At 59.8% G+C, this 13,276-nt stretch carries 11 protein-coding genes; 9 read left to right on the top strand and 2 right to left on the bottom strand.

Features of this window, described 5'->3' with window-relative positions; translation table 11 throughout:
- Positions 1 to 60 precede the first annotated feature (60 nt).
- Positions 61 to 2,295: a S9 family peptidase gene (locus tag J4E00_RS15250; RefSeq protein ID WP_208176033.1), complete on the top strand. Its 2,235-nt coding sequence runs from the start codon at positions 61 to 63 to the stop codon at positions 2,293 to 2,295.
- Between the two features lie 275 nt (positions 2,296 to 2,570).
- On the opposite strand, the gene J4E00_RS15245 is transcribed toward J4E00_RS15250, so the two are convergent.
- On the bottom strand, positions 2,571 to 4,229 hold the full coding sequence (locus tag J4E00_RS15245) for a catalase (RefSeq protein ID WP_208176032.1): 1,659 nt from the start codon (positions 4,227 to 4,229) through the stop codon (positions 2,571 to 2,573).
- Between the two features lie 365 nt (positions 4,230 to 4,594).
- On the opposite strand from J4E00_RS15245, the gene J4E00_RS15240 reads away from it, so the two are divergent.
- Entirely contained in the window at positions 4,595 to 5,524 is a 930-nt protein-coding gene (locus J4E00_RS15240; RefSeq protein WP_208176031.1) for a hydrogen peroxide-inducible genes activator, read from the top strand.
- Positions 5,525 to 5,590: 66 nt separating this feature from the next.
- On the opposite strand, the gene prmC is transcribed toward J4E00_RS15240, so the two are convergent.
- Positions 5,591 to 6,505 (bottom strand): peptide chain release factor N(5)-glutamine methyltransferase, encoded by a 915-nt coding sequence (prmC, locus tag J4E00_RS15235; protein WP_208176030.1) that lies wholly within the window; start codon positions 6,503 to 6,505, stop codon positions 5,591 to 5,593.
- 55 nt (positions 6,506 to 6,560) lie between these two features.
- Here prmC and ribD point away from each other — a divergent pair, with 55 nt between their 5' ends.
- The 7 genes from ribD (at position 6,561) to J4E00_RS15200 (ending at position 13,175) form a co-directional block, all read left to right on the top strand.
- The gene (gene ribD / locus J4E00_RS15230; RefSeq protein ID WP_208176029.1) at positions 6,561 to 7,595 is read left to right on the top strand and encodes a bifunctional diaminohydroxyphosphoribosylaminopyrimidine deaminase/5-amino-6-(5-phosphoribosylamino)uracil reductase RibD; all 1,035 of its coding nucleotides are present in this window, start codon (positions 6,561 to 6,563) and stop codon (positions 7,593 to 7,595) included.
- A gap of 50 nt (positions 7,596 to 7,645) precedes the next feature.
- Positions 7,646 to 8,524 carry a hypothetical protein gene (locus J4E00_RS15225; protein ID WP_208176028.1) on the top strand — a complete coding sequence of 293 codons (879 nt, stop codon included), beginning with the start codon at positions 7,646 to 7,648 and terminating at the stop codon, positions 8,522 to 8,524.
- 4 nt (positions 8,525 to 8,528) lie between these two features.
- Complete coding sequence (locus J4E00_RS15220; protein WP_208176027.1) at positions 8,529 to 9,467, top strand: hypothetical protein; 939 nt, start codon at positions 8,529 to 8,531, stop codon at positions 9,465 to 9,467.
- 2 nt (positions 9,468 to 9,469) lie between these two features.
- Entirely contained in the window at positions 9,470 to 10,684 is a 1,215-nt protein-coding gene (locus J4E00_RS15215) for an adenylosuccinate synthetase (RefSeq protein ID WP_208176026.1), read from the top strand.
- A gap of 68 nt (positions 10,685 to 10,752) precedes the next feature.
- A complete protein-coding gene (locus tag J4E00_RS15210; RefSeq protein ID WP_208176025.1) occupies positions 10,753 to 11,235 on the top strand; it encodes a GAF domain-containing protein in 483 nt (160 codons plus the stop codon).
- 35 nt (positions 11,236 to 11,270) lie between these two features.
- Positions 11,271 to 11,951, top strand: coding sequence for a hypothetical protein (locus J4E00_RS15205; protein ID WP_208176024.1), 681 nt, complete (start codon positions 11,271 to 11,273; stop codon positions 11,949 to 11,951).
- Positions 11,952 to 11,996: 45 nt separating this feature from the next.
- Complete coding sequence (locus J4E00_RS15200) at positions 11,997 to 13,175, top strand: glutathionylspermidine synthase family protein (RefSeq protein WP_208176023.1); 1,179 nt, start codon at positions 11,997 to 11,999, stop codon at positions 13,173 to 13,175.
- Positions 13,176 to 13,276: the final 101 nt, after the last annotated feature.

Raw genomic sequence — 13,276 nt, 5'->3', positions numbered from 1 at the left:
GGCAACTGTTACCTTTAACGTTCTGTTCCTTCCCTTATTTCGCTCACCAGTTCTCTCTGTATGCGTTTTCGCTCTTTTATTCTGGCTGCTTTGCTGGCAGCCAATGGTCCGGCCCTGGTGCCGGGCCTCACTCCCACCCTCACCCTGGCGCAGCAAAAGCAACAACTCACGCTGGAAGACATCTGGGCCAAACCTACCTTCCGTACTGCCACCGTTCCAGGTTTCGACTGGATGAACGACGGGCGCTACTACGCGGCGCTGGAAAGCGGCAGCTTGGTGCAGCACGAAGTAACCACCGGCAATACCGTGCAAACCCTGGTGACGGCCGCCGAACTGCAGCTGAATGGCGCGCCGCTCAACGTGGACGGCTACTCCTTCAATGCCAACGAGCAGAAAATCCTGTTTACCACCGGCACCGAGCCTATTTACCGGCGCAGCGCCCGCGCCAGCTATTACGTGTTCGACCGCAGCAGCAAGAAGCTGACGCCACTGAGCGCCGGGGGCAAGCAGGGCTACGCCACGTTTTCGCCCGATGGGCAGCGGGTGGCTTTCACCCGCGACAATAATATGTTTGTGACCGACCTGGCCACGATGCAGGAAACAGCCGTGACCAGCAACGGCGTAAAAAACAACCTCATCAATGGCTCGGCCGATTGGGTATATGAGGAGGAATTTGGCTTTGCGCAGGGCTTTTTCTGGTCGCCGGACAGCAAGCAAATTGCCTTCTACACCTTCGATGAAAGCCAGGTGCCGGAGTACGACATGCAGGAATGGGGCGGGCTTTATCCGAAGGAATACCGCTTCAAATACCCCAAGGCCGGCGAGAAAAACTCGGTAGTGAGCGTGAGCAGCTACGACGTAGCCAGTGGCAAAACGGTGAAGCTGGACGTGGGCCCCAACCCCGACCAGTACATTCCCCGCGTGATGTGGACGCAGGTGCCCAATACCGTTAGCATTCAGCGCCTCAACCGCTTGCAGAACAAGCTAGAGCTTCTGCACGGCGACGTGAACACCGGCAAAACCCAGGTGGTGCTGACGGATACCAACCCGGCTTACGTCGAAATTAACGATGATTTGAAGTACCTGGCCGGCGGCAAGCAGTTCATCTTCACCAGCGAGAAGGACGGCTACCAGCACATTTACCTGCACGACATGAGCGGCAAGCAGGTGCGCCAACTCACGAAGGGCAACTGGGAAATTTCGGCCATCAATGGCTTTGACCCCAAGACCGGCAACCTGTATTACACCAGCACCGAAGGCTCGGCCCTGCAACGCCACCTCTACCGCATCAACTTGAGCGGCAAGGGTAAGCAGCGCATCAGCGAAGCCGGCAATGGCCTTGACGTGGTGAACATGAGCCCCGACACCCGGTATTTTCTCAACACGCACTCCACGGCGGGCGTGCCGCCGGTGGTGAGCCTGCGCGAAGGCAGCACCGGCAAGCTGGTGAAAACCCTGGAGGACAACGCCAAGCTTAAGCAAACCCTGACCCAGTACGACCTGGGCAAGCACGAGTTCTTCACCTTCAAAAACGCCGAGGGCATTGAATTGAATGCCTGGATGATTAAGCCCAGCAACTTCGACCCGGCCAAAAAATACCCCGTGCTGATGCACGTGTACGGCGGCCCGAGCTTCGGCACCAGCAGTACCCAAACTGTGCTCGACAATGCCGGCGGTGGCACGGCCTTCACCAATTACCTCTGGCACCAACTGCTGGCTGAGAAGGGTTACATCGTGGTTTCGGTCGAAAACCGGGGCACTTCTGGCCGCGGCTCGGCCTTCCGCAAGGCTACCTATGCTAATCTGGGCAAGTTCGAAACCATCGACCAAGGCGATGGGGCTAAGTACCTCGCCACACTGCCCTACGTAGACAAGTCGCGCATTGGCATCTGGGGCTGGAGCTACGGCGGCTACATGGCTTCGCTGGCCATGACCAAGAATGCTGACCTCTTCAAGATGGGCATCGCCGTGGCACCGGTCACGAACTGGCGCTACTACGACTCCGTGTACACGGAGCGCTACTTAAAAACGCCCCAGGAAAACCCCGGCGGCTACGACGACAACTCGCCCGTGCAGTTTGCCCAGAACCTGACGGGCAAGTTCCTGCTCGTGCACGGTACCGGCGACGATAACGTGCACTTCCAGAACTCCATCGCCTTCGTCGACGCCCTCATCAAGGCCAATAAAGATTACCAGACGCTGTACTACCCCAACCGCAACCATGGCATTGCGGGCGGCAACACGCGCCTACACCTCTACCGCCAGATGACGAATTTTGTGACGCAGAACCTATAGGTCAGTTTTCCCATCAATCGGCTTTTTTATCCAAAAGTCCAATAGCAGGCAGCAACATTGCAATGGATGAGCTTACTAGCATGGAGAGCAGGGCTACTGGTGCGGAGGTGGAGGCTATCAGAACCGGAGGACAGACCTACTGGCACCAAGGCCGCTGTTACTGGCGCAGAGGCTGGGCTGACCAAAGCTGTGGCCGGGCCTGCGGGCCTGTGTTCGGCACGGCACACAAAAAAAGGGCACCCGATGGGTGCCCTTTTTGGTTGCTTCAAAAGCGACTAGTACGGCTTGGCGTCGTGCGCGATGGCCTCGGCTTCGGCTACGGCATCGGAGCCTTTGGCTTCGTTGTACTGGTTGCCGCCTTCGGCAGTTTGACCGGCACGGGCAGCTTGCAGGCCTTCCGCCAGGCGGCGGCCCCAGTCGGCATCGCAGTTGGTGCACAACTCCACCATCTTGTCGCTCACCCGGTGGTCGGCGGTGGCCAGGGCACCCACCATGTTGCTGATGAGGTCGTCACGCTCCCAGTCTTCATGCAGGCGGTAGCGCTCACCTGCTTGCTTGAAGTTGTTCTGGCGGTCGATGGTCTGGCGCATCAGGCGGCCCTTATACTCGGGCATATGGTCGGGCGCGGTGCGGGGCGCTTCCTTCAGGCCGTTGAGCGAGCTGGGCTCGTAGTTGATGTGGTTGTTCTGACCAGGGGCCGAATCCACGTGGTAAGCCATTTGGCCGTCGCGCTGGTTGGTGGCCACGTGCTTTTTGGGCGCGTTGATAGGCAGTTGCAGGTAGTTGGTGCCCACGCGGTAGCGCTGCGTATCCGAATACGAGAAGGTGCGGCCCTGCAGCATCTTGTCGTCCGAAAAATCGAGTCCATCTACCAATACCCCCGTGCCGAAAGCGGCCTGCTCTACTTCAGCGAAGTAGTTCTCGGGGTTCTTGTTCAGCGTCATCATGCCCACGGGCAGGTGCGGAAATTGGTCTTCGGGCCAGATTTTGGTATCGTCGAGCGGGTCGAAGTCTAGTTCCGGGTGCTCGTCGTCGCTCATAATCTGCACGCGCAGCTCCCACTTGGGGAAGTTGCCTTTCTGGATGTTCTCGAACAGGTCCTGCGTGGCGTGGTTGAAGTTCTTGGCCTGAATGGCTTCGGCTTCGCCAGCAGTCAGGTTCTTGATGCCCTGCTGCGGCTCCCAGTGGTATTTCACCAGCACGGCGTCGCCATTGGCATTCACCCATTTATAAGTGTTCACGCCCGAACCCTGCATCTGGCGGTAGTTGGCCGGAATGCCCCAGGGCGAGAACAGGAAGCTCACCATGTGCATGGCCTCCGGCGTATTGGCAATAAAGTCGAAGATGCGCTCGCCGGTCTGGCGGTTATGCACCGGGTCGGGCTTTTGCGAGTGAATGAGGTCCGGGAACTTCATGGCATCGCGGATAAAGAACACTTTCAGGTTGTTGCCCACCAGGTCCCAGTTGCCGTCTTCGGTATAGAATTTCACCGCGAAGCCACGCGGGTCGCGCAGGGTTTCGGGCGAGTGGCCGCCATGGCCCACCGTGCTGAAACGCACAAACACCGGCGTTTCCTTGCCCTTGGTGTTGAACAGCTTGGCGCGGGTGTACTTGGCAATAGGCTCGTCGCCGACCGTGCCGTAGGCTTCGAATACGCCGTGGGCACCGGCGCCGCGGGCATGCACCACGCGCTCGGGCACCCGCTCACGGTCGAAGTGGCTGATTTTTTCAATGAACTGATAGTTCTCCAGCGTGGCTGGGCCGCGGTTGCCCACGGTGCGGGTGTTCTGGTTGTTGGTCAGGGGGTGGCCCTGCCGCGTGGTCAGCGTTTGGGGGTTTTCGCCGGCAGCTAGGCGGCCGTCCTGCGAAGTGCCAGCCCCGTTTACCGCCGTACCAGTACCGTCGCCGGATGTGGGATTTTGCTCGTTGGTCATGGAAGGAAGAGTTAAGGTGGAAAAAAATGGAACTATACTAACGTGTGTACCAAGCCAAAGGCTAACTGCCGCAGGGCCGATTTCACATCAACAAAGGTGCTTCGACCGAATCTATAAGTCAAATCACTTGTTTTGATAATTGTATCAGCAAGTCTTATACTTGATACTTTAATTTCCCGAACCACTTGTCATCCTAGTTAGAGCGAAGGCCCTTACCAGCAATGAACAGTAGTAAATAATTTGAGTAATGCACATTGCTCAAACCTGATAAGGTCCTTCGCTCCAACCAAGATGACAAAAGGCACGCGGGGTGCCCTAGCAACGCTTGGCACGACCGTTTCCATTCCCCTTCGAATGCTTCCCCCATGAACTTCCAACAGCTCGAATACCTCGTCGCCCTCGACACGCACCGTCAGTTTGTGGGAGCGGCGGCTAGCTGCTGCGTCACGCAGCCGGCCCTCAGCATGCAGCTCCAAAAGCTGGAAGATGAGTTGGGTGTGCTCTTATTCGACCGCAAAAAGAAGCGCCTCGAACCTACCGCTGTGGGCGTGAAAGTGGTAGCCCATGCCCGGCAGGTACTGCGGGAGGTGCAGCTGCTGCGCGAAGCCGTGCAGGTGGAGAAGGACGAGCTGGTGGGCGAAGTGCGGCTGGGCATCATCCCCACGCTGGCGCCTTATTTAGTGCCGCTGTTCCTAGTAGCGCTGGCTGGGCGCAACCCGCAGCTGCGGGTGCGGGTAGAGGAGCTGCAATCGGAAGAGCTGGTGCGCCGCCTAAAGGCCCACCAGCTGGATGTAGGCTTGCTCAGTACGCCGCTCGACGACCCGCAGCTGCGCGAAGTGCCGCTACTGGACGAGCCCTTCCTGGGCTACGTGTCGGAATCGCATCCGCTCTACCAGCGCGCCACCCTGAAGCCTGCCGACATTTCGGGCGAAGGCCTGTGGCTGTTGCAGCAGGGCCACTGCTTCCGCAACCAGGTGCTAAATATTTGCGCTCCCCCACCCGACAATCCCAGCAGCTACACCTATGAAAGCGGCTCCATCGAAACTTTGAAGGAGCTGGTGCGCCGCAACCACGGCTACACGCTGGTACCCGAGCTCTCGGTACTCAACGAAATTGAAAACAACCCCATGATAAAGCGCTTCGAAGGCCCCGAGCCGGTGCGCGAGGTGAGCTTGGTGGTACACCACGGCTTCGTGCGCACCCAGCTACTCAACCAGCTGCGGCACCTGATTCTGGAGCAGGTGCCCGCCCGCCTGCACGCGGGCCAGGCCGGTCAGAAGATTAACTGGAAATAACCAACCGTCTGGTAGAGCCGTCCGACCGATTGTCGTTGCCCGGTACCGTTAAGGCAGCGCGTCCAACTAGCTGGAATGCTCTGCCATCGGACCAGTCAAAGGACCTACCCCTACAGATTCGCTAGCCTGACGGGTGCCACGCACCATGCGCGTTTTTCCAAACATATCGGGCAGTATTTTGACATCTTTAAAGCCTTGCGCTACCAGCAGCGCCGCCGTTTCCGGACCCAGCGCTTCATTGATTTCGAGGTAGATATTACCGCTTTCCTTCAACAATTCCCGCCCTACTTCCGCCAGCCGGCGATAGAACAGCAGCGGGTCCTCATCGGGGACGAATAGCGCGGTAGCAGGCTCCCAGGCCAGCACGTTATCGCGCATTTCGGGACGCTCGCTTTCGCGTACGTAAGGAGGGTTGCTCACCAACACATCGAGGGTGCCGGGCGGAATGCCGGCCGGCAAGCCATGCAGAATATCAACTTGCTCGAAGGCCACTGCCGGCGCAAACCGCGCTGCGTTTCGTCGCGCTACGGCCAATGCCTCGGCCGAGATGTCTACCGCCAGCACCTGGGCCTCCGGCAGCAGGTTGGCCAGTGCCAGCGCCAGGCAGCCCGAGCCGGTACCCACATCCAGCACCGACAGCCCAGTGTGGCCGGCCTGCTCCTGCTTAATAAGGTGAACCAACTCCTCGGTTTCGGGGCGCGGAATGAGGGTAGCTGGAGTTACTTCCAGCTCCATGTCGGCAAAATAGGCGGTGCCCAGCACATATTGTACCGGTTCGTGGGCCAGCAGCCGCACCAGCAACGGCTCAAAAGCGGCTTCGGTGCCTTCGGCAATGGGCTGCTGGGCTTCCATCATTCGCTCCATTGCATCCATTTGCAACAGATGCTCTACAACCAGAGCAGCAATGGCTTTCGCTTCCGCCTCGGGGTAGATTGGCCGCAGTGCCGTGGCAACTGCGGTGGTGAATTGGCGTACGTTCATCGGTACAAATGTAGGTCAGCGGCCCAGCCGGAGCCGGTTAATTACCTTCGCGCCCATGAAAAACGATGATGCGCTGTTCATGCGCCGGGCACTCGACCTGGCCCTTCTTGGCACCGGCTACGCCCGTCCTAATCCACTGGTTGGCTGTGTGATAACGCACGAAGGCCGCATCATTGGCGAGGGCTGGCACCAGCAATATGGCGGCCCCCACGCCGAGGTGAACGCCATAGCGGCGGTAGAAGACAAGGCCCTCCTGAAAAAATCCCGCGTGTACGTGACGCTGGAGCCCTGTGCTCATCACGGCAAAACGCCGCCCTGCGCCGACCTGCTCATTGCCCACGGCGTGCCCGAAGTCGTCATCTGCAACGAAGACCCGTTTCCGCTGGTGGCCGGCCGGGGCATCGACAAGTTGAAAACAGCCGGGGTACAGGTCGAAACCGGCTTGCTGGCCGAAGAAGGCCGCTGGCTGAACCGGCGCTTTTTCACTTTCCACGAAAAGAAACGGCCCTACCTGGTGCTGAAATGGGCCGAAACGGCCGATGGCTTTCTGGCCGGGCGCTACTTCCAGCCGGTCCAAATCAGTGGGCCGCAGGCCAATATGCTTACTCACCGCTGGCGCACCGAGGAGCAAGCCATTCTAGTAGGTACCCGCACGGCCCTGCACGACAACCCCCGCCTGAGCGCCCGCGAGTGGCCCGGCCAGCAGCCCACTCGCTTGGTCATTGACAAAAACCTAAGCCTGCCGCCCACGCACAACCTCCTCGACGGCTCGCAGCCCACGCTCATCTACACCTACCGCCAGCCCTACCACAAGGCCAATCTCGACCTTGTGCACCTTTCGGAAGCCGATGACCTGTTGCCCCAGGTGTTGGCCGACCTGTACGGGCGTAACATTCAATCGGTACTGGTGGAGGGCGGTCCCACGGTGCTCAATGCGCTGATATCTGCCGGCCTGTGGGATGAAATCCGCATTTTCCGGTCGTCTAAAAAGCTGGGCCAGGGCATTGCCGCGCCCCGCCCGGGCTTTACGGGCTTGCATGAGCACACAACCGTAGGCCCCGACGAGCTGTTCTGGTATGTGAATGCGTAACTTGGCGGCCGGTCCGCCGCCCGGCTCGTCCCTTCCCTTTCTGTGTGCGTATGGATGCTCAATCGCTGCTTTCCAAAATCCTCGCTTCTCACAAGCCGGACGACGTTTTTAGCCGCGCTAATTTCCGAAAAGAGTACCTCGCCTACCTCAAGCTGCTGCACCCCGATGTGTGCAAGCTGCCGTATGCCACCGACGCCGTGGCCCGCCTCAACATTTACGTAGAGGAACTAGAAGCCGCCTTGCGCCTCACCGACGATGCCGGCCCGCTGCGCGTGCTCCCCAACAATCAGCTGCGCTTCGAAGGCGACCCGACCCTGCTGCGTCAGTCCCAACACAACTATGAGCGCCTGCTGGCCCTGCGCGACCCGGCGGCTCAGCACTTCCATAAATACCTGCCGGGCAGCCTTACCTGGGACGGTGCCAACCTGGTGGCTACTACGCCCGTCCGGGTGGTGCCGCTGGCCGGGCTGGTGCTGCCGCCGCACCACGTGGCCTGGGTGTTGAGCCGCCTGCTGGAGTTGGTGGCCTGGCTGCACCAAAGCGGCTTTTGCCACGCCGGCTTCAACCCGGAGTCGCTGGCGCTGGTGCCCGAAACGCACGGGCTGGTGTGCCTGTCGTTCTATCATATGGCCCGGCTGAATGGGACGCTAACCACCATTTCGGGCAAGTATCGGCTGTGGTACCCCGATGCCGTGTTTGCCGACAAGCGCGCCTTACCGGGCATCGACCTGGCCCTGGCGCAGCGCACGGCCGTGTGCCTGCTCGGCGACGCCTCGGGCAATGGTGTGCGCCTGCGCGCCACCGTGGACGAGCGGCTGGTGGACTTCCTGCTCACGCCCCGGCACAATGCCTACACGGCTTTCACCGATTACCGTAAGTTACTAAAGCAGCTTTACCCAAAACGCGAATTTCACCCTTTAAACCTTTAATCTCATGGGCTACACAAAATGGTCGGACGATGCGTATGACTTCCTCAAAGACACCCGGGTGGGTGCCAGCGCGGATGATATTTTCACCAACAACCGCACCGGCCGCGCCAGCGACCAGATGCTACCCAAGGGGGTGAAATTCCGGGAAAGCCGTGACTCCGATATTCACCCGGAGTCGCTATCTATTGCCGTATTCCTAGACGAAACCGGGAGCATGGGCCGCATCCCCGAGGTGCTAGTGCGCGAAAAGCTGGGCCCGCTGATGAACACGCTCATCGACCACGGCGTACCGCATCCCCAGATTCTGTTCGGCGGCATCGGCGACCATCATTCTGATAACTATCCGCTGCAGGTGGGCCAGTTTGAGAGCGGCACCGCCGAGCTGGACCAATGGCTGACCGACATCTATTTGGAAGGCAACGGCGGGGGCCAGAACCGCGAATCTTACACGCTAGCCTGGCTGTTTGCGGCCCGGCACACGTCGTGCGACTGCTTCGAGAAGCGCGGCCAGAAAGGTTTTCTTTTCACCATCGGCGACGAGGCAGCCTGGGATGTGCTGCAAGCCAGCGCCCTCAAGGCCATCATGGGCTACGCCGAGGCCGAGGACGTGACCGACCAGCAGCTGCTCGAAGAAGTGCAGCGCACCTACCACGTTTTCCACATCCACGTGAACGAGGGCAGCTACCGCGACGACCCCAAAGTACTGGGCTACTGGAAGAAGATGCTGACCGAGCGGCTCATTGTACTTAATGACTACAATGCCATTGCCGAAACCATTGCCACCGCCGTCGCCCTGGTGCATGGCGTAGAGCTGCAAGACATTCTGGCCTCGTTCGACAAAGGCATTGCTGGCACCGTGGAAAATGCACTGGTGCACGTCACCAAAGGTCTCACCACTACGGATAAGAAGAGCAGCTTTTTGGGCGGCATCTTCAAGCTATAAGGTTGATAACAAAAGAAGCACACATTGTCGTCGGGCTGGGATTTGGCGATGAAGGCAAGGGCTTGGCTACGGATTGGCTCTGTGGTCGGGCCCTTGCCCAAGGCCGCCAACCGCTGGTGGTGCGCTTCAACGGTGGCCACCAGGCCGGCCACACTGTGACCACAGCGGCCGGTCAGCGCCACGTGTTTTCCAATTTCGGGGCCGGCACCTTGCGCGGGGTGCCTACCTACTGGTCGGAATACTGCACGTTCTCGCCGGGCTCGGTGCTCAAGGAATACGCCGCCCTGCAAGCTGCAGGCGTGCAGCCACGCCTGTTGGTGGATGCCCGCTGCCCTGTGACTACGCACTACGATGTGCTCTACAACCGCGCCCTCGAAACCACGCGCGGCGCGGCCCGTCACGGCAGTTGCGGCCTGGGATTCGGAGCCACCATCGAGCGGCATGAGCAAACCCCGCTGCGCCTTTATGCGCAGGATTTGCGGTTTCCCACCGTGTATGGCCACAAGCTGCGCCAAATTCGGGCCCACTACCGAACCCGGATTCAGACCGAAACCACCGTCGATTTCGACCAATTCGACCACGACGCCGAGGACCAGCGTTTTGGAGCATATGCCGAAGCGCTGGTGCGACTGCATGGGGAACAAGTCATTCAGCTCGTCAACGAAGCAGATGTCTTCGGCCCAGCTTCTACCTGGCAGGCGTTCATTTTTGAAGGGGCACAGGGCGTGTTGCTCGACATGGATTTTGGCCTGTTTCCGCACGTTACACGCAGCCACACCACCACGACCAATGCGCTGGCGCTGCTGCAACGCAACCAGCCTGACCTCGCTGCAAAGGCAGAGGTCCACTACATCACCCGCGCCTACCATACCCGACACGGAGCCGGTCCCTTCCCCCACGAGGCAGAAGTTTCCCTCATCAATAACAGGGACGAAACCAACCAGCTCAACGATTATCAGGGGCATTTCCGCACTGGGCCGCTGTCGGTAGAGCTGCTTAATTATGCGCTGGCGTGTGATGCTACTATATCAACCGGCCTGCGTAAGCATTTGCTCGTTACCTGTCTCGACCAACTGCCCGATGGGCTGCTGCCCTGCTGGCATGACAACCAGCTACGGGCAATTGTGCCCACCGCTTTATCCGAGCTTCTCGAAACTGAGTTTGCCAGCTGCCAGTTTAGCACTAGCAGCTCCGGTGCTGGGCTGCCGGAGCTGTAATGTTTCGGCAAACTCGCCGATTCTACTACTGCAGTTTCTCCGCCCCATTCTCTTCCAACTACTTTCTCATGGCCGAAACCCTCGCCCTCGACACCACGCTCACCAAAGCCGGACAGTACCAACAGCTCCTGCCCCAAATAGAGGCCCTCACCACCGGCGAGCCCGACCTTACCGCCAATCTGGCCAATACGGCTGCCGCGTTGCGCCAGGCGTTCGGCTTTTTCTGGGTGGGATTTTATTTGGTGAAGGGCGATGAACTGGTGCTTGGCCCATTCCAAGGTCCGATTGCCTGCACCCGCATCCGACACGGCAAGGGCGTATGCGGCGCCAGTTGGGCTCAGGCGCAAACCATTCTTGTGCCCGATGTGGAGGAATTTCCCGGTCATATTGCCTGCAGCTCTGACTCGAAATCAGAAATTGTGGTTCCCATCTTCAAAAATGGTCAGGTCGTGGCTGTACTCGATGTAGACAGTGACCAGCTCAACGACTTCGACCTGGACGACCAAACGGCGCTAGAGCAGTTGATGCAGCTGGCAGCCACATGGTTTTAATAGGTTTTCAATCGCGCCTCTTCTTCAATCTTGCTATGAAACGACACTTTCACCCGCTCGGCAACTGGCGCCGCAACGTGCTGCTGCTGGCCGCCGCTGGCAGCCTCGGCCTCACCTTGCCCGCCTGCTCCTCCAACGACGAAAGCAGTACGGATGAAAACGGCGCCGAAGCCAGCTGGGATGGCCAAACCTACAGCCAGGGCGTCATCACGGAGATGACCGAAGTGCAGCCCGGCGAATGGAAAATCACCGCCGAGCGCCCGGCGGGCAAGGAGGAAGTGGCCGCCATCCTGCACCACGCCGATGGCAAAACCGACACCCTTCAGGGCCAGGCCTTGCAACGCCAGATGCAGGATTACAGCCGCCAAAACCCCGAAAACCGCGCCCAGGGCAATGGCATGATGAACGTGCTGATGTGGAGCGGCATTGGCTTCATGGCCGGCCGCTACATGACGCCCAACCCCGGCTACTATGCCAACCCCGCCCTGGTCCAGCAGAACCAAGGCTGGCGCACGACCGTGGCCGACGAACGCCAGCGTGGCCGGGGCTTCTTCGGGCGCGGCTTCAGCGGGGGCCGCACTTCGCCCACGGCGGGCGTGCAGGAAAGCCGCTCGACGCTGCGCTCGTCGCCGCGCCCCAGCTTTCGGAGCAGTGCGCCCGCCGGCCGCAGCAGTGGCTTTGGCAGCCGTGGCGGTTTCCGGGGTTTTGGCGGATAGGTTAAAGAACGTCATGGTAATATCCCTGTATCCTGCGCTTCAACAATGAACATCAACCTCCTCCCCCTCACCGGCGATGTGGCGCCTGCTGTGCGGGCCTTGGACTGGGACTGGGCCATTGAAGATGCCTGCCAGCACTACGTAGCCCGCGAGGCAGTGCAGCTATCAGAAAGCGACGCCGAAACCCTGCTGCAAGCCGCCGACACGCTTTACGACATGCTGGTGCAAGCCATTCCAGACCCGATTCCGGATGACCTGCTCCAACAACTGGCAATTGCGCCCAACTTGTGGGCTGCCGTGCGCCACTCCTGGAACGACGAGCGGCACTGGCATCTCTACGGCCGCTTCGACCTAGCCCTGACTGCGGAGGGTCCCAAACTACTGGAATTCAATGCCGACACGGCTACCAGCCTGCCCGAAACCAGTGTGGTGCAATGGGCCAGTCTGATAGCGGCTGGCCAGGCCGACGATGACCGTCAGGCCAACGGCCTGTTTGAATGCCTCGAAGACCAATTCCGCCACTGGCGCGGGCTTAACAACGAGCTTCGGGCCACGCTTCTGCTCGTGCACCTGCCCGACAGCGCCGAAGACGCCGCCAACTGCGCCGTACTAGCTGAAGCGGCCCGCGTAGCGGGCTTTGCCGATACCTACATTTGCTCTGTAGACGATATACGGGTGTCTGTGGATGGCGAGGACCGGGGCGTGTGGGCCGAAACCGTGCCGGGCCAATGGCAGCGGTTCGATTTTTTGTTCAAACTGGTGCCGTGGGAGATTCTGGCGGAAGAAGAGCCGGCCCTAACCGCCGACCTGACTGACCTACTGCTCACCCGCAACGTAATAATAGCCAACCCGGCCTACAGTCTCATTTTCCAGAGCAAGGGCCTGCTGGCGCACTTGTGGAAGGTATTTCCGCACCACCCACTGTTACTCGAAGCCAGCTTGCAACCGCTGGCAGGCCACCAGGTGCGCAAGCCCATATTAGGCCGTGAGGGACAGAACGTGGCCGAAATCCAGCCCGATGGCCAGACCACGACCAAGATTCCCGGCGAGTTCGGCCAGCAGCCTCAGCTCTACCAACAATGGGCCGAGCTTCCCACCGACGCTCAAGGCCGCCGCTACCAGGCCGGCGTATTCTGGGCCGGAGAGGCCTGCGCCATTGGTTTCCGGCGCGACGCCAGCCTGATTACCAACCTATCGGAATTCGTGCCGCACATTCTCACCTGAACCACGGATTGACGCGGATTTTTTGGATTTCACGGATTTTGTCGACGATGAGCTTATCCATCTGAGATAAAAAAAGGCCACTCAATGAGTGGCCTTTCGCT

The organism is Hymenobacter negativus, from assembly GCF_017571495.1.
GTDB lineage: Bacteria > Bacteroidota > Bacteroidia > Cytophagales > Hymenobacteraceae > Hymenobacter > Hymenobacter negativus.
This window is presented reverse-complemented; position numbering and strand designations above follow the sequence as displayed.